The following is a 16,624-nucleotide window of genomic DNA, read 5'->3' as shown; positions in this document are numbered from 1 at the left end:
CAGTGGAAGCTCGTGTCTGCCATGGCTTGCAAAAATCGCAAAATTGCTCAAAATGTCAGCCATGACTGACACGGTTCGATTTGCTGAGGATTTGGGGCTGCAGCTTCGCCAGCGTCGCGAAGCGATGGGCCTGAGCAAGAAGGATCTGGCGGAACGTGCCGGCAAGGTCCGGGAGGTGATCTATCGCCTGGAGTCTGGCGAAGAATCCACTATCTCCTCGCTCATGGCGGTCCTTCGCGCACTGGGTTTGACGATGCGCCTTGAACGCGCAGGTTTACCCACCATGGAAGAAATCGCCGAACGCTTCAACCGCGATGAAGATGCGGACGAGGATACGGGCGGTGGCCATGCTGCCTGACAAGATCCCTCTCCTGAATGTGTCGATTGGCGACGCTGCCGACGCCGGTCAGTTGCTGAAGAATTCCATTTATGAATTCCGCTACCTGGCTGCGGCGCCTGAGCCGCCGCAGGTGGCCTTGCTGATGAGTCCGCAATCGCAGTTGACGTGGCGCGGCGGTGATCTGTTCCCGTCAATGGATCAGAACCTGCCCGAGGGCGACCTCTTCATGCGCATCCGCGCGTTATTCCCCAAGCAGCCCACCACGCCGATGCATTTGCTCGCGCTCATCGGCAACAACGGCATCGGGCGACTGGGCTATCGCCTGCCAGGCGCCGAGCCGCCCGCAGCCATGCACCCGCTCAGCCGCAGCGCCTTGCTGGAGATGCCCTACACGCCCGAGCTCTTCGACGAGCTGGTTCACGCCTACCTCAGCACCGGCGCCGGCATCGCCGGCATGCAGCCCAAGATCATGGTGCCAGCGCGCCCGACGGTGCCTGTGCCCTCCCTCATCGTCAAGGCGGCAGGCGAGGCCTACCCCGGTCTGGCCGCCAATGAATATCTCTGCCTCACGGCGGCGCGGCATGCAGGCATCGAGGTGCCCACCTTCGACCTCTCGAATGACGGTCAACTCCTGGTGCTGGATCGCTTCGACATGATCCATCATCCCGACGGGCGGGTCGAACGGTTGGGCTTTGAAGACATTGCCGCCATCGTCGGTCTGCGTGTTCGCGATGTGCTGTCCGATCGCAAATACCACGGCAGCTATCAGCGCATCGCCGAGACCCTCCAAGCACTGGGCCTGAGCTCGTCCGACCTGGAGCGTTTCTATGAGCAGGTGGCGTTCTCGATCATGGTGCGCAACGGAGACGCCCATTTGAAGAACTTTGGCGTGCTGTATCGGTCATCAGCCGATGTGTGGCTGACGCCAATGTTTGATGTCGTGACCACGTCCATCTATCGCTACACCCAGTTCCACGGGGGACCGGAGTTGGAAGATCGCACCACCGCGCTCAAGCTGTTCAGCGGTCGCCATCACACGAAGGCCTATCCAACGAGCGAAATGCTTCTGCAGTTCGGCCACAAGGTGTGTGGCGTCAAATCGCCAGCACAGGTGCTGGAACGCATCGCCACCGGAATGACCAAGACCTTGCAGGAGGCCGCCAGCGATCCCCGTGTGCCGGCCCAGTTGCTCGCTCAAATACGCCCAGTCTGGGAGGACGGCCTCCTGTACGCACGCAGGCGCCTGGGCACGTCCGGGAGGGGCGTTGCGGCGCAATCCTAAAGCGCCGCCATCCCCGTCTCCCCGAACCGGCTGTCCGGAAAGCCCTGCAGCGCGCGGGCGGTGACCTCGGCCAGTTCCTCATAGGAGCGTTCCTTGTGAAGGATCGCCATGTTGCCCATCCGAAGCGCCGCCTGCGACAGGTCCTCGGAGACATAACCGGTGGTCACCACGATGGGCAGGCCCGGTGACAGGGCCCGCACTGCTTCGGCCAACTCAGCCCCGTTCATGTTGGGCATGTTGAAGTCGGTCACCAGCACCTTGAACATCGCGGGCGTGGCCATCAGCGCCAGCAGGCAGGCCTCCGGCGAAGCGAACGCACTGACCGAGAAGCCCGCCTTGGCCAGCAGGCGCTCCACCATCATCAGCACGATCGGGTCGTCATCCACATAGGCCACGGGTTCGCCGTGACCGGGCTGCAGCGCCTCATGCACCGCAGCCGCGCTGACCGGCTCGCCCTCCGTCTCGACCACCGGCAGGTAGACCGAAAACCGCGTCCCGTGCCCGGCCTCGCTCACCACGTCGATGGCACCGCTGTGGGTACCGACGATGCCCTTCAACACATGCAGCCCCAGGCCGGTGCCCTGCCCGCGCGGCTTGGTGGTGAAGAAGGGCTCGAACAGGCGCGCCTGCACCTCGGCGGACATGCCGCCGCCGTTGTCCTCCACCGACAGCTCGGCGTACTTCGTGGGCACCAGCTCCCCCATGGTGCAGACCCGCGGTGCGGTCAGCGTCACACACCGCAGCTGCAACCGGATCAGCCCCTGGCCGCCCGGCATGGCCTGCCAGGCATTGGTGCAAAGGTTGAGCACCATCTGTTGCACCTCGGCGGCACCGACGGTGGCGGCGCAGTCCTCCTCGTCCAGCGTCACCGACAGCCGCACCGAGGGCGGCAGCGTCGCCTGCAGCAGGTCGGCCGCCTCCTGCACCAACGGCCGCAGCGGCAGCCGACTCAGGGCCTCGCCGCCGCCGCGGGCGAACACCAGGATCTTTTCGACCAACTCCCGCGCCCGCAGGCCGGCCCGGCGGATCTGTTCCATGTGCTCGCGCAGCGGCGAAACCTTGGGCGAGTCATCCGCCGCCATGCCCGCGTGACCGAGGATCGCGGCCAGGATGTTGTTGAAGTCGTGCGCGATGCCGCCGGCCAGCGTGCCCAGGGATTCCATGCGCTGCGCCCGGACCAGCTTGTCCTCGAGGTTCAGACGGGTCGCCTCATCCGCCTTGCGGGCGGTGATGTCGATCAACAGGATGATCAGCCCGTCCCGGCAAGGAAAGGCGCGGCATTCAAACCACTTGCCGAGTCGATCGCTGAAGGCCTCGAAGGTGTGGGCCTTGCGGCTGGTCGCCGCCAGACGAGCTTCGGATTCGAACCTGCTGCCGGCCACGCTGGGCAGACAGTCGATGAAGGGCCGACCCACCAGGGCCGAGCGGGACTTGCCGGTCGCCTGCTCGAAGGCGGAGTTGACGAACTCCACCACGCCCGCCCCGCTGATCAGGATCAGTGCATCGTTCAGGTACTCCAGCGCCGATTGCACCTTGCCACTGAGTTCCGAATCCGCCTGCGGCAACTGCGCCGCATGACGCAGGAAGGCGGCCAGCATCATCGAGGCGCCGCGGAAGGCCGCCTGCTCCAGACCGGACATCACCCGCGCCGGGGTGTCGAGCAACTGCAGCAGACCGCGGGCATGGTCCCAGGACAGATCCACCCCCGCCGTGACGCTCAGTTGCGGCGTGCTGCGCACCTGGGCCACCACATTGCCGTCCATGAGCAGCTCGCAGCCCTGCGCACCGCAGGAATCTGCGATGGCAGCAAGCAGCCCGGTGAGCACGCGCGGGTCGCCTGGGACGACGGGCGGAGGCATGGAAAGATCCTTTGTCCAATGAATCGGGACCAACCCAGTGCCATGTACGGCAAACGCCGCGCCCCGCAGCGCCCTTTGGGGACGCGTGCATCGCGAAACGCGGCTGCATCGGAGGGCATGGACTTCGTCTTCGGCGAAATCACCGGGCAAATGTCCTGGACAACGGCGTCGAGCCGCTGCGATTTATCGCTTAGTCGAGCTCATCATCCGCTCATCGTGGGCGGAACACCATCCCGAAGGCGAAGCCGGCGATCCCGCCGCCCACGCCTTGCCGAGCGGATGGACGGATCGAAGGATCGACGGATCAACAGGTCGACGGCTCACCGGGCCCTCGCCCTCGCCTTCAACGCCCGGCCTCGCCCTTCAGCACCTGCGCCAGGTACGGTGCGGTGCGCGAAGCGCGATCACGGGCCAGTGCCGCCGGCGTCCCCGCCGCGACGATGCGACCGCCCGCGCCGCCCGCGCCCGGCCCCATGTCGATCACCCAATCGCTGCCCGCCACGATGCGCATCTCGTGCTCCACCACCACCACCGTGTGGCCCGCCTCCACCAGCCCTTGCAGTTGCACCATCAATCGGTCGACATCGGAGGGATGCAGCCCGGTGGTCGGTTCATCCAGCACATACAGGGTGTGGCCGCGCTGGGTGCGCTGCAGCTCGGTGACCAGCTTGATGCGCTGCGCCTCGCCGCCGGACAACTCGGTGGCCGGTTGCCCCAGCCGCAGGTAGCCCAGGCCGATGCCCTGCAGCAGGGACAGCGGTCGGGCCAGCGACGGCTCATCGGCGAAGAACGCGGCGGCGGTGTCCACCGTCATGCCGAGCACGTCGGCGATCGTGCGGTCGCGATAGCGCACCTTCAGCGTGGCCTCGTTGTAGCGCGCACCGTGGCAGCTGGGACAGGGTGCATAGACGCTGGGCATGAACAACAGCTCCACGCTCACGAAGCCTTCGCCTTCGCAGGTCTCGCAGCGTCCTTTGGCGACATTGAAGGAGAACCGACCCGCATCGAAGCGACGCGACTTCGCCGCTGGCGTTGCGGCAAAGAGCCGGCGCACCTGATCGAACAACCCGGTGTAGGTCGCCAGGTTGGAGCGCGGCGTGCGGCCGATCGGCTTCTGGTCGACCTGCACCAGCCGTCGGATGTCGTCGATGCCGCCGGTGATCCGGCCCAGGGTCTCGGGCAGTGCCTCGGCCTCGGCCGGATCCTCCTCGGCGTCGTCCCTCGTCGGCTCATGGCCGAGGTGCCGACCCACCAGCTCGACCAGCGCGCGGCTGACCAGGGTCGACTTGCCGGAGCCGGACACGCCGGTCACCGCGGTGAACACGCCCAGCGGGAAGGCGGCGTCCAACCCCTCCAGGTTGTTCTGGCGGATGCCGGTGAGGGTGAGCCAGCCGCGAGGCTCGCGCGGCGACGGACGCAATGCCCGCGGCGCCTCGAAGAGGTAGGCGGCGGTGCGGGAATCCGTCACCGCCCGCAATCCGTCGGGCGGGCCGCTGTAGAGCACCCGCCCGCCCCGTTCGCCGGCATCCGGGCCGACATCGACCAGCCAGTCCGCCTCGCGCATCAGGCTGAGGTCGTGCTCCACCACGAAGACCGAGTTGCCGGAGGCCTTGAGCTGGCGCAATGCGGTGAGCAGCGATTCGCCGTCCGCCGGGTGCAGGCCGGCCGAGGGTTCGTCCAGCACATAAACGACGCCGAAGAGATTGCTGCAAATCTGCGTGGCCAGGCGCAGCCGCTGCAACTCGCCGGGCGAGACCGATGGCGTGCTGCGCTCCAGCGACAGATGGCCCAGCCCCAAGGCCAGCAGCGGACGCAGCCGCATCAGCACGTCCTCCACCAGCCGTTGCGCGGCCAGGCGCTTCTCTTCCGACAGCTTCGCCGTGTCCGCCTGCACCAGCGTGTCGGCGAGCCGCTCCAGCGGCAGTTGGGACAGCGCCCCGATGTCCAGGCCGCCGTAGGTCACCGACAGCGCCTCGCGCTTGAGCCGCTTGCCATCGCAGACCGGGCACAGGCCGCCGACCATGTAGCGCGACACCCGGCGCTTCATCAGCGCGCTCTGGGTGGTGGCAAAGGTGTGCAGCACATAGCGGCGCGCGCTGCTGAAGGTGCCCTGATAGCTCGGCTCCATCTTGCGGCGCACGGCGTCCCGCGTCTCCTCAGGCGTGAATCCGGCATAAACCGGCGCGGTGGGTTGCTCGTCGGTGAACAGGATCCAGTCGCGCGTCTTGCGCGGCAGCTCGCGCCAGGGCTTGTCAACATCGATGCCCAGGGTGACCAGGATGTCGCGGAGGTTCTGGCCGTGCCAGGCCGGCGGCCAGGCAGCGACCGCGCGCTCGCGGATGGTGAGCGAATCGTCCGGCACCATCGACGCTTCGGTGACCTCATAGACCCGGCCCAGCCCGTGGCAGTGCGGACAGGCGCCCTGCGGCGTGTTGGGCGAAAAGTCCTCCGCATACAGCATGGGCTGCTTGGCAGGATAACGGCCGGCGCGCGAATAGAGCATCCGCAGCAGGGAGGAGAGCGCGGTCACGCTGCCCACCGAGGACCGGGCGCTGGGCGTGCCGCGCTGCTGCTGCAGGGCCACCGCCGGCGGCAGGCCGTCGATCGAGCCGACCGCCGGCACGCCGACCTGATCGATCAGCCGCCGTGCATACGGCGCCACCGATTCGAAGTAGCGGCGCTGCGCCTCCGCGTAGATCGTGCCGAACGCCAGGGACGACTTGCCGGAGCCGGAGACGCCGCTGAACACCACCAGGGCGTCGCGCGGAATGTCCACATCGACGTCCCTGAGGTTGTGCTCCCGGGCGCCACGCACCCGCACGAAGCCCTGGCCGGGTGAGGCGGATGAGGCTGTGGCACCTGTCGAGGGGGATGAAGCCACCGCAGCAGCAGGCGCCGCCCCGGAGGCGGGCGAGTCGCCGGCGGCGTAGGGCGCCTTCGGACGGCGGGTGGGTCGGGACGAGGGGGCGCTGGATCGTGTGGCCAAGGGAGTTCCTGCAGGGTTCGCATGCCGCTTGCCCTCATACCGGCAAATCGGGCGCCCAGTGTCGGGGATGGCCGCAGCTGCGCGCCAGTCGCGCCGTGCCGCGCCCCCTGAAACGGACGGCCTGCCCTTGGCGAATCGAGAAAGTGACGACGGATGGACGAGGTTCAAATCGACAGCGTGGAACGGCCGGAGGGCCTGCCCAACCTGCCCTGCGTGCACCGCGCGGAACGGTCGGCAGCATCACGTCCGACCCCACCGGCCCCCTCGCTCCGGGCGCGATGGGCCTGCCTCACCGAAAGCGGCCCACGCCTGGCCGGTCGATGGCTGATCGCTCTCGCGGCGGCCGTGATGTCCGTGGCTGCACCGGCGCAGGGGACGTCGGCCTCCGCCACGCCCGCCACCTCGCGGACCACCACCACCGAAGCACCGCCGGCCGAGGTCGATCCGGCCAAGTTGCTGGATTCGGCCCGCCGCGACATGGACGCCATTCGCAGCCTGCAGGACGACACGCTGGACGACGCGGCCACGCTGCAGCTGCGCAAGCGGGCGCTGTCGGCGCAGACGCGGGCGGAAGAGGCGGCGTCCGCGCTGGAGCCCGAGCTGGCCGATGTGAAGGCGCGGCTGACCCAGATCGGCGAGCCGGCCGACGGCGTCAAGGAATCGCCCGAGGTGGCCGCCCAGCGGGCGCAGCTGATGCGCAACATCTCCACCCTGGATTCGCAGATCAAGCTGGCCCGCCTGCTGGCGCTGGAAGCCGAACAGGCGGCGGCCACGGCGCTGGAGAACCGCCGCATGCAGTTCAGCGCGCGGCTGGGAGAGCGGGCGCCGTCCGTGTTGGGCTCGCGCTTCTGGCAGGCGCTGGCCGACGACGGTGACGATGACCTTCAACGGCTGCGCACCCTGGGCGGCGAACTGGGCGAGCGATTTGCGGCGGTCACTCCGAGCACCTGGCTGCTGCTGGCTGGAGCCGCCGTCGTCTGGGTGCTCGCCCATCTGGGTCTGCGCCGGTTGCTGGCGCACCTCAGCGCGACGCGGCTGCCGTCCGGCCGGCTTCGGCGCTCGCTGCATGCCACCGGCGTCGTGATGCTGTGGACACTCAGCGCCGGCCTGCTGGCTCACGGGGTGGCGCTTGCCCTGACCGCCGGACCCGGCCCGGCACCGAGGCTGGCGGACTGGCTGGACAGCGTGGAGGCCATCCTCTGGTTCGGCGCCTTTGTCGGCGCGCTGGGCACCGCCTTGTTGATGCCGCGCAAGCCGTCGTGGCGGCTGCCGCCGGTGCCGGACCTGACCGCCACCCGGCTGGCCTGGTTCCCGCAGACGCTGGCTGCCACCGTGGTGGTGGGCTGGGTGTCGGTGCGGTCGGTGGCGACGCTGGATGCCAGCGTCTCGTTCTCCTGGGCGGTCAACGGGCTGTCGACGCTGACGCACCTGGGCGTGCTCGCCTTGGCGCTGTCCCAGGCCCAGCGCCGGACCACGCCGCGCCCCGGTGGGGACAGCCGCAGCGATGGTCACGGCGAAGGTCACGGCAACACCGGTGCGGGATCTCACAACGGCGCGCAGGGTGATGCGCACGGCGCGGCATCGGCTCGTCCGCTGTGGCTGTCGGTGCTGCGTGCGGGCGCCTGGATCGCGCTGGCGGCGTCCGCGCTGGCGGTGTTGTCGGGCTTTGTGGCGCTGGGCACCTTCATCATGAACCAGCTGGTCTGGGGACTGATCGTGCTGAGCACGGCCTACCTGCTGACCGCGCTGGTGGACGACCTCTTCATGTCGCTGCTCGCGCCGACCGCCAAGTCGAGCTCGCCCGAGGAAGCCGCCGCCGAGGACGCGAGCGCCGCCCCGGCCAAACCCCGCACGCGCGAACAGACCGCGGTGCTGCTGTCGGCCGTCTGCCGGGTGATGGTGGGCGTATTCGCCTTGGTGCTGCTGCTGGCGCCCTATGGGGAAGGTCCGGTGGAGCTGTTCCGTCGGGCGGGCCGGCTGCATGAAGGCCTGTCCATCGGTGAACTGAGCCTGCGCCCGATGGCGCTGCTGCAAGGCGCGCTGATCATGCTGCTCGGTTTCGGCGCGGTGCGGCTGCTCAAGACCTGGCTGGCCCAGCGCTACATGCCCACCACCCGCATGGATGCGGGCATGCGGATGTCGGTGACCACGCTGTTCGGCTACATCGGCGCCGTGGCGGTGATCGCGGTGACGATGTCGGCGCTGGGCGTCGGCCTGGAGCGGGTGGCCTGGGTCGCGAGCGCGCTGTCGGTGGGCATCGGTTTCGGCCTGCAGGCGGTGGTGCAGAACTTCGTGTCGGGGCTGATCCTGCTGGCGGAGCGGCCGGTGAAGGTGGGGGATTGGGTGTCGCTGTCCGGCGTGGAGGGGGACATCCGCCGCATCAATGTGCGGGCCACCGAGATCCAGATGGGCGACCGCTCCACGGTGATCGTGCCGAACTCGGAGTTCATCACCAAGATCGTCCGCAATGTGACCTACGGCGACTCGCTGGGCATGGTGCAGTTCAAGCTGCCGATGCCGCTGTCCAGCGACACCGCCCGCGCGCGTGCCCTGCTGCTGGAGGCGTTCACCTCCCATCCGGGCGTGCTGTCGTCGCCACCGCCGAGCGTGCAGCTCGACGGCATCGACGGCACCAATTTCGTCCTCAACGCCACCGGCTTCGTCAACTCGCCGCGAGCGGCCTATGCAGTGAAGAGCGACCTGCTGCTGGACGTGCTCACCCGGCTGCGCGCAGCGGGGCTGCTGCCGACGCAGCCGGTGGCGGGATGAGGTCAGGCCTCGAACACACCGTCCTGGGAAGCGAAGCCCTTGATCTCGATCGGATTGCCCGACGGGTCCAGCAGGAACAGCGTGGCCTGCTCGCCCGGCTGGCCCTTGAAGCGGATGCTCGGCGGCAGGACAAAAGTCTGGCCCAGGCTCACCAGCCGGTCGGCCAGCGCCTGCCAGTCCGGCATGGCCAGCACCAGGCCGAGGTGCGGCATCGGCACCAGATGGTCGCCGACCCGGCCGGTGAGCGTGGTCGCGAACGGCTCGCCCAGGTGCAGCGAGATCTGGTGGCCGAAGAAATCGAAGTCGACCCAGGTCTCGGTGCTGCGCCCCTCGGCACATCCGAGCACGCCGGTGTAGAAGGCGCGCGCAGCATCCAGGTCGCGCACGTGATAGGCCAGATGAAACAGCGATCGCATGAGGGCTCCCGTGCGCCTGCCTGCGGCGTCGCCATCGACCGCTCACCAGACAGACGTCATCGTGCCGCCAGTATGCCCAAGCGCCCACCGCACAAACGCCCACGACGCCGCGAGGGCGCCGTGGGCGGGGTGGTTGGGGTCGCCGCAACTTCAGGGCGACCGGCCTTGTGCCGGAGGACCGACGATTACTGGCGCGGCGCCAGACGATCGGCCGGCGCGACCGGGAACGGCGCGCCCAGCACGGTGGAGCGGCCCTTCACCTGGTTCTGCGCCTGGCACTTGTGGGTGCAGATGGTGGCCGGCGGTGCCACCTCGGTGGCATCTTCACCAAACACCATGCCCATGCGGCCACCGCTGGAGACTTCCCAGCGCGAGGTCAGACCGCAATGGCTGACCTTCTGCACCGTGCCGTCACGGCGGACGATCGCGTTGACGCAGTTCGCATCGCTCAGGCGGGTCGCCACCTGCGGGCTGTCACGACCGACGAACTTGGACGAATAGTCGTTGCCGAAGTTCACCCGCGGCGTCACCACCACGGTGGTGTCCTTGTAGGGCACCGCATCCCCCTCGCGGTTGCGGAAATTGCGGTTGTCGAAATAGAAGGCATTGAGCGACGGATTGCTCGGATGTGTGGCCAGCACATGGGTGAACACGGTGGCGGTGCCGTCCGCGCGGGCGACTTCCATCTGGAACACGCCGCCGTTGGCGCAGTCCTTGGCCTGCAGCTTCATCGTGACCTGGGCGCCTTCGCGGATCAGCTCGATGCCGGTGTCCTTGAGGTCCACATCCACGCCGCTGGTGAGCGTCGCACCACGGTGGTCCGGGGTCTTGGCCGCGAACACCGGGGTGGGCACGCCGCCGGTCATGTCCAGCGCATTGGCCGCGCCAGTCAGCAGGTAGTTGCGCACGCCGAAGGTGGCGGCATCCACTTCGAACTGCACATACTTGCCTTGCACCAGGAAGCTGGCGCCGACGCTCGCGGCCGGCACGGTGGTGCTCTGCGAGCCGCTCAGGCCCAGCACCCGGAAGCCGCCGCCGTCACAGCCCTTGGACGAGGCGGCAGCGGCCAGGCCGCTCGACAGCACGAGCGCAAGGCCCACCAGCAACGAACGGCCGGCGACGTGACGGGAGGGAATCGATTGACGTGGATGCGACATGGATGAGAGCTCCGGGTTGATCGGGATCGGTGCTCGCATCGTAGGAAAGCGCCCCCTGCCCGCCCACGGCAGAAGGGCGGGACCTGGGTCGGGCCATGGTCGCGATCGGTCGGGACTTTGGTCCATGGGCAGGCCGGATGCACGCTGTTACAGTCCCGCCGATGAAATCTGCGCCTGCGCGCCTGTCGCTCTCGCAACAGTTCCTCCTCATCAGTTTTCCGATCCTCTTTGCAACGACCTTGGTCATCGGCTGGTGGGTCGGCCGGCAAGTGCATGAAAGCGTGGTGCACCGTATCGGCGGCGACACCGCGCTGTATGTGGACGGCTTCATCGCGCCGCACCTGCAGCATGTCAACGAGACCGGCACGCTCAGCGACGCCGACCGCCAAGCCCTCACCGCCCTGATGGCCGACGCTGAATGGGCCCGCCGCATCGTGGCGCTGCGCATCTGGCGACCCGACGGCATGGTGCTGTTCACCAGCGACGGCGAAGGCGCCGGCAAGCAGCTCGAGATCGACGAAGGGTTGGAGGCTGCGGCGGCAGGGAACATCTACTCGGAAGTCAGCATCCGCCGCGGCAAGGTGCAGACGGACCACGGTCAGCCGCTGGAGCGGATGATCGAGACCTACACCCCGATCCACACCTCTGACCGCGGCCGGATCGGCGCGGTGGCCGAGTTCTACCAACTGCCCGACGAGGTCGACCGCGAGGCCGGCATCGCGCAGCGGCGCAGCTGGCTGGTGGTGGCCGGCGCGATGCTCGCCACCTATTTGCTGCTGTTCATCGTGGTGCGGCGCGGCAGCCAGACCATCCTGGCGCAGCAGGCCGAGCTGAACGGCCAGATCCAGCGGCAGACCGAGCTCAATGCGCAAAACCTGCAATTGCATGCCCGGGTGCGGCGCGCCGCCGAAGATGCGATCGTCAACCACGAAGCGCTGCTGCAACGGGTCTCGGCCAATGTGCACGACGGCCCCTGCCAGGACCTGGGATTCGCGCTCATGCGGATCAAGAATCTGCGGGACGCCGGCAGCGCGTCGTCCGGTGCCGCCTCCGCCGAGGACCTGGACCGCGTGGCCGATGCGGTTCAATCGGCCATGAGCGATCTGCGGGCCATCTCGGCCGACCTGGAACTGCCCGACATCGGCCCGCTGCCACTGGACGCCATCGCCGCGCGGGTGGTGCGGGACTTCCTGGCCAAGACCCGCCAACCGGTGAGTCTGCACACCGACGTGCCAGACGGCCTGGCGGTGCATTTCCGAATCAAGACCACGCTCTACCGCTTGCTGCAGGAATCGCTGGCCAACACCTTCCGCCATGCCCCGGGCTGCGACGGGCAGGTGCGGGTGACGGCGGATGCCCGCACCGTGCGCATCGAGGTGATCGACAACGGACCGGGCTTCGCGGTGGACGCGGCGCTGGCCAAGCGTCGACTGGGCCTGAGCGGCATGCGCCAGCGAGTGGAGTCGCTGGGCGGCGTGTTCCAGGTGTCCAGCGAGATCGGGCGGGGGACGACCATCCGGGTCAGCCTGCCGCTGGTGGGAACGGAGCCAACGCATGAGTGACGTGATTGAAGTCCTGGTGGTCGACGACCATCCCCTGTTCCGCCAAGGCGTGGTGCATTCGCTGGGGCTGGATCCCGAATTCCGCGTCGTGGGCGAGACCGCCTCCGGCGAAGAAGCGCTGGCCATGGCGCAATCGCTGCTGCCGCACGCGGTGCTGCTGGACATCAGCATGCCGGGCTGGAACGGCATCCAGACGGCCGAAAAGATCGCCATGGCCTGCCCCGCCACCGCGATCGTGATGCTGACCATGTCCGAGGACAAGGACAAGCTGCTGGCCGCGCTGAAGGCCGGCGCGCGCGGGTATGTGCTCAAGGGCGTCTCGGCCCGGGAACTCACCGAGGTGCTGCGCGCGGCGGTGGACGGCGAGGTCTATGTGTCCCCGTCGATCGCCGCGGAGATGCTGGTCTCGCTGACCCAGCGCAAGGCGCCGGACCCGCTGCAGGAACTGACCGATCGCGAACGCAAAATCCTGTCGCTCATCGGTGGCGGCAAGACCAATCGCGAAATTGGCGACGCGCTGTTCCTGTCAGAGAAGACCATCAAGCACTACGTCACCAACATCCTGCAGAAGCTGCAGGTGCGCAGCCGGGTGGAAGCCGCTTTGCTGGCGAGCCGGCACGAGGCGGGTGGCGCGGGTGGTGCGGGCGGCGCGGACTGATCGCGGCCATCAACCGACCGCCCCGCGGTCTTCGGCCATCGGCGCATGCTGCGCCATCAGTTCCACCACCCAATCGATGAAGGCCCGCAGCTTGGTGCTGACATGCCGGTTCGGCGGATAGGCCACATGCATCGGCATCGGCTCGACCCGCCAGCCGGGGAACAGTGGCACCAGCTCGCCGTTCGCAACATGCCCCTTCGCCATGTAGTGCGGCAGCCAGAGCGCCCCCATGCCCGCGAGTCCGGCCGCCAGATAGGCGTTGCCATCGTCCACCGCCACCACGTGGCGCGCCTGGACCTCGATCTGCTCCGCCCCGTGCTGCAGACGGAACGGCGTCACCTTGCCGGTGCGCGTGCTCAGGAATCCGACCGCATGGTGCGGCGCCTGCTCCAGCGCCTGCGGGTCCGACGGCATGCCGACGCGCGCCAGGTAGCTCGGCGCCGCATAGACATCCAACCGCAGTTCGCCGATGCGGCGCGCCATCAACGATGAATCGGGCAAGGCGCCGCCGCGCACCACGGCATCGACCTTGTCACCGATCAGATCGACCATGCGATCGCTGACGCCCATGTAGAGCTGGATCTCCGGATAGCGCGCATGAAAAGCGGGCAGCGCCGGCATCAGGATCATCCGCGCGAACGGGCTGGGTACATCCACCCGCAAGCGGCCCCGCGGCAAGGCGGTGGCGCTGGACAGGCTGGTGTCGGCATCCTCCAGATCGGCCAGCACCCGCACCACGCGCTCGTAATAGGCCGCGCCATCGGCGGTCAAGGCCACCTGGCGGGTGGTCCGGTTCAACAGCTTGACTCGCAGCCGCGCCTCCAGCTGCTGCACAAGCTGGGTCACCGTGGTCTTGCTCATGTGAAGTGTCTGCGCGGCCTTGGTGAAGCTGCCGGCCTCCACCACCCGGGCAAAGGCCTGAAGCGCATCGAAACGATCCATCACTGCTCCTGCGGGCCGTCGTCTGGGGGCCCGTCGCTGGCGCGGATTGTGTGGCCATCCGAAGAGGGCCGGTCGATCCGCCTGGCGATGGCCGCGATGGCCGCGATGGCCGCGATGGCCGCGATCGTCACGTCGGTCGCGTCAGGGCGCGGTCGTGCGGGCCGGAATCGGCAGCAGTTCGGCCAGCAGTCCGTCCAGCGCCGCTTCGCCTTTGGACAGCACCCGCGCGGCGGAGCGCCGCAGCCGGTCCTGCTCATCGGTGGTGAGGGTCAGGCTGGTCCAGATGAAGACGGGCAGGTGCATCAGGTCAGGTCGACGACGGATGGCGGCCAACACCTCGAAGCCGTCCATGACCGGCATCAGCAGATCCAGGATGATCAGGTCCGGGGTGTCTCGCTCAAGGTGAGCAAGGGCCGCCTCTGCGCTGCGGAACAAGATCGCCGAGACCCCCCATCCGCGCAGGGTCTCATCCATCAAGGTCAGGCTCAACGGATCGTCGTCGACCACCATCACCGTCGGCGAGCGGGCGCCTTCGGCACACTGGGCCAGCGCTTCACCCACATCGCGCGGGGTCGATGGTTTGGGAATGACGCCGGCCACGGGAAAGCTCGCCACATGGTCCCGGTCCAATGCCACATTGAGCGCTCCCACCGGCGGCACGGCCGCCTCCGGCCCCTGACGGATCAACAGCTCCAGACCATTGCGGCCGGCCACTTCCAGTCCGAGCACGAAGGCATCGACTCGCTCGGTGGCGGCGATCTTGCCGGCATCGAGCACGTTGTCGGTGCGCTCGACCGTCACGCCGGTATCGCGCAAGCGGTCCATGAGATCGCGATTGAGCGAATGGTCATCGTCCACCACGACGACCCGCGGTGTGTGGACCGCGGTACGCCCGGCGTCATTCACCGTGCTGGCAGCCTCAAGCCCTGAAGGGTGCGCGTGCCGGACCGGCAACACCACATAGAACCGGCTGCCTCGGCCGGGCTCGCTGGCCACGCCTGCGCTGCCGCCCTGCGCCTGCGCCAGCCGGCGCGTCAGCGCCAGGCCCAGGCCGGTCCCGGCGCTGTCCTGGCCCGGTTGGCGGCGCAGCTGTCGGAACTCCTGGAACAATTCGGCCTGATCGGCGTCCGAGAGGCCGGCGCCGTTGTCCTGGACTTCCAGCAGGAAGGAACGGCGTCCGCGCGCTCGGGTCCGGACCACGATGTCGCCTCCGGGCGGCGTGAACTTGATGGCGTTCGACAGATAGTTGTAGAGGATCTGCCGCAATCTCACCGGGTCCAGCAGCACCGGACCGACATCGGGATCCAGGTCCTCCCGCAAGCGATGCTGACGGGATTGGGCCAAGGGCCGCAGGGTCTCGATCAGGTCATGGACGGCGGCGCGGACATCGAACTCGACCGGATTGAAATCGATCCGGCCGGCCTCGACCTTCGACAGATCCAGCACGTCGTTGATCATCTCCAGCAGATGCCGCCCCGCGCTGAGAATGTGGGCCACAAACTGCTGTCGTTTCTCCTCGGACACGGCGACCGGCGACTCATGCAGCAGCTGCGCGAAGCCGATGATGGCGTTGAGCGGGGTGCGCAACTCATGCGACATGCTGGCCAGGAACAGCGACTTGGTGCGCATGGCCTCCAGCACTTCCCGGTTCTCGCGCTCCAGGCCGTCGACGCGAGCCCTCGCCTGTCGGGCGGCCAGCTCCTGGGTGATGTCGCGGGCGATCTTGGCCGCGCCGATGATGGTGCCTGCATGGTCGCGCACCGGTGAGATCGACAACGACACATCGATGCGCTGGCCATCTCGAGACAGCCGGACCGTCTCCAGTGCGGGGATGCGGTCGCCTTGGACAAGGCGCGCCAGGATCTGCATCTCCTCATTGCGCCGCTCCGGCGGGATGAGGGCCATCACCGACATGCCGACCGCCTCATCGGCGCTGTAGCCGAACAGCCGTTCGGCGGCTTGGTTCCAGCTGGTGATGGTGCCGTCCAGCGCCTTGCCGACGATCGCATCATGCGAGGACTCCACAATCGCCGCGAGCCGATGTGCCGCCGTCTGCGCTTGGTAGAGCGCGCTCTGGTCGCGGAACACCAGCACCATGCCGTCCGGATGACCGTCGGGTCCATGACTCACAGTGGCATAGACCTCGACGCTGACCGGTCGGCCGTCTCGTGCGATCAGAACCATCGGGCGCCCTTCGCCGGCCTGCCAGTCCTGTTCCTGCAGCACCTCGATCGGGTTGCGCTTCAAGTAGTGCTCGGGCCGTCCTTCTCGTTGGAACACCGACCAGATCGAAAGACCACGTGCCTCGCTCAAGGGCCAGCCGGTGATTTCCTGCGCCATGGTGTTCATGTCGCTGACACAGCCCTGCCGGTCGACACGGATGTAGGCCGCACGAATGCTGGCCAGCGCCAAGGCCAGTCCGGCATGCAACTCTTGAATGCGCCGCTCCGCGTCCAACAACTGGACTTGCGGATGCGATGCGTCTCCCTCGGTCATGGCGGCCCTTTCTGACAACTTTGGCCACTCCGCGCGCTGCATGCCGCCCGAAAGGCGGCGCGACGGCGCTGGATGATCTTGGCACAAAGGGGGCCGCATGCCGCCTTGTCCCGCGTGGAAGGGGCATGTGCGCTGATGCGCGCCAGCTCCCTTTTGC

General features: G+C 68.0%; 11 protein-coding genes. 5 read left to right on the top strand and 6 right to left on the bottom strand.

What is annotated here, in order from left to right; translation table 11 throughout:
- The first annotated feature begins 61 nt into the window (after window positions 1–61).
- Both N4261_RS04160 and N4261_RS04155 read left to right on the top strand, forming a co-directional pair.
- Entirely contained in the window at window positions 62–358 is a 297-nt protein-coding gene (locus N4261_RS04160; RefSeq protein ID WP_261758957.1) for a helix-turn-helix domain-containing protein, read from the top strand.
- Window positions 348–1,622, top strand: coding sequence for a type II toxin-antitoxin system HipA family toxin (locus N4261_RS04155; protein ID WP_261760603.1), 1,275 nt, complete (start codon window positions 348–350; stop codon window positions 1,620–1,622). The genes N4261_RS04160 and N4261_RS04155 overlap by 11 nt, the downstream gene beginning before the upstream one ends.
- On the opposite strand, the gene N4261_RS04150 is transcribed toward N4261_RS04155, so the two are convergent.
- A complete protein-coding gene (locus N4261_RS04150) occupies window positions 1,619–3,481 on the bottom strand; it encodes a hybrid sensor histidine kinase/response regulator (RefSeq protein ID WP_261758956.1) in 1,863 nt (620 codons plus the stop codon). The genes N4261_RS04155 and N4261_RS04150 overlap by 4 nt on opposite strands.
- A gap of 343 nt (window positions 3,482–3,824) precedes the next feature.
- Window positions 3,825–6,362: an excinuclease ABC subunit UvrA gene (locus N4261_RS04145; RefSeq protein ID WP_261760602.1), complete on the bottom strand. Its 2,538-nt coding sequence runs from the start codon at window positions 6,360–6,362 to the stop codon at window positions 3,825–3,827.
- Between the two features lie 258 nt (window positions 6,363–6,620).
- Between N4261_RS04145 and N4261_RS04140 the strand changes: the two genes are divergently transcribed.
- Window positions 6,621–9,236: a DUF3772 domain-containing protein gene (locus N4261_RS04140; RefSeq protein ID WP_261758955.1), complete on the top strand. Its 2,616-nt coding sequence runs from the start codon at window positions 6,621–6,623 to the stop codon at window positions 9,234–9,236.
- A gap of 2 nt (window positions 9,237–9,238) precedes the next feature.
- Here N4261_RS04140 and N4261_RS04135 read toward each other — a convergent pair whose 3' ends face one another.
- A complete protein-coding gene (locus N4261_RS04135) occupies window positions 9,239–9,652 on the bottom strand; it encodes a VOC family protein (RefSeq protein ID WP_261758954.1) in 414 nt (137 codons plus the stop codon).
- Window positions 9,653–9,837: 185 nt separating this feature from the next.
- Complete coding sequence (locus N4261_RS04130; protein WP_261758953.1) at window positions 9,838–10,809, bottom strand: hypothetical protein; 972 nt, start codon at window positions 10,807–10,809, stop codon at window positions 9,838–9,840.
- A 161-nt stretch (window positions 10,810–10,970) separates the two neighbouring features.
- Here N4261_RS04130 and N4261_RS04125 point away from each other — a divergent pair, with 161 nt between their 5' ends.
- Both N4261_RS04125 and N4261_RS04120 read left to right on the top strand, forming a co-directional pair.
- Entirely contained in the window at window positions 10,971–12,371 is a 1,401-nt protein-coding gene (locus N4261_RS04125; protein WP_261758952.1) for a sensor histidine kinase, read from the top strand.
- Complete coding sequence (locus tag N4261_RS04120; protein ID WP_261758951.1) at window positions 12,364–13,029, top strand: response regulator; 666 nt, start codon at window positions 12,364–12,366, stop codon at window positions 13,027–13,029. Before N4261_RS04125 ends, N4261_RS04120 begins: the two co-directional genes overlap by 8 nt.
- Window positions 13,030–13,038: 9 nt before the next feature.
- Here N4261_RS04120 and N4261_RS04115 read toward each other — a convergent pair whose 3' ends face one another.
- Both N4261_RS04115 and N4261_RS04110 read right to left on the bottom strand, forming a co-directional pair.
- Window positions 13,039–13,971: a LysR family transcriptional regulator gene (locus N4261_RS04115; RefSeq protein ID WP_261758950.1), complete on the bottom strand. Its 933-nt coding sequence runs from the start codon at window positions 13,969–13,971 to the stop codon at window positions 13,039–13,041.
- A 141-nt stretch (window positions 13,972–14,112) separates the two neighbouring features.
- Complete coding sequence (locus tag N4261_RS04110; protein WP_261758949.1) at window positions 14,113–16,467, bottom strand: PAS domain S-box protein; 2,355 nt, start codon at window positions 16,465–16,467, stop codon at window positions 14,113–14,115.
- Between the last annotated feature and the right edge of the window lie 157 nt (window positions 16,468–16,624).

This window comes from Roseateles amylovorans, assembly GCF_025398155.2.
Lineage (GTDB): Bacteria > Pseudomonadota > Gammaproteobacteria > Burkholderiales > Burkholderiaceae_C > Roseateles > Roseateles amylovorans.
The sequence above is the reverse complement of the archived record's forward strand: the minus strand, read 5'-3'. Positions and strand labels throughout refer to the sequence as shown.

Excerpts from the sequence above, each read along its gene's own strand:
- N4261_RS04160 (WP_261758957.1), top strand. The coding sequence starts at position 62 with ATGACTGACACGGTTCGATTTGCTGAGGATTTGGGGCTGCAGCTTCGC.
- N4261_RS04155 (WP_261760603.1), top strand. The coding sequence starts at position 348 with ATGCTGCCTGACAAGATCCCTCTCCTGAATGTGTCGATTGGCGACGCT.
- N4261_RS04150 (WP_261758956.1), bottom strand. The coding sequence starts at position 3,481 with ATGCCTCCGCCCGTCGTCCCAGGCGACCCGCGCGTGCTCACCGGGCTG.
- N4261_RS04140 (WP_261758955.1), top strand. The coding sequence starts at position 6,621 with ATGGACGAGGTTCAAATCGACAGCGTGGAACGGCCGGAGGGCCTGCCC.
- N4261_RS04135 (WP_261758954.1), bottom strand. The coding sequence starts at position 9,652 with ATGCGATCGCTGTTTCATCTGGCCTATCACGTGCGCGACCTGGATGCT.
- N4261_RS04130 (WP_261758953.1), bottom strand. The coding sequence starts at position 10,809 with ATGTCGCATCCACGTCAATCGATTCCCTCCCGTCACGTCGCCGGCCGT.
- N4261_RS04125 (WP_261758952.1), top strand. The coding sequence starts at position 10,971 with ATGAAATCTGCGCCTGCGCGCCTGTCGCTCTCGCAACAGTTCCTCCTC.
- N4261_RS04120 (WP_261758951.1), top strand. The coding sequence starts at position 12,364 with ATGAGTGACGTGATTGAAGTCCTGGTGGTCGACGACCATCCCCTGTTC.
- N4261_RS04115 (WP_261758950.1), bottom strand. The coding sequence starts at position 13,971 with ATGGATCGTTTCGATGCGCTTCAGGCCTTTGCCCGGGTGGTGGAGGCC.
- N4261_RS04110 (WP_261758949.1), bottom strand. The coding sequence starts at position 16,467 with ATGACCGAGGGAGACGCATCGCATCCGCAAGTCCAGTTGTTGGACGCG.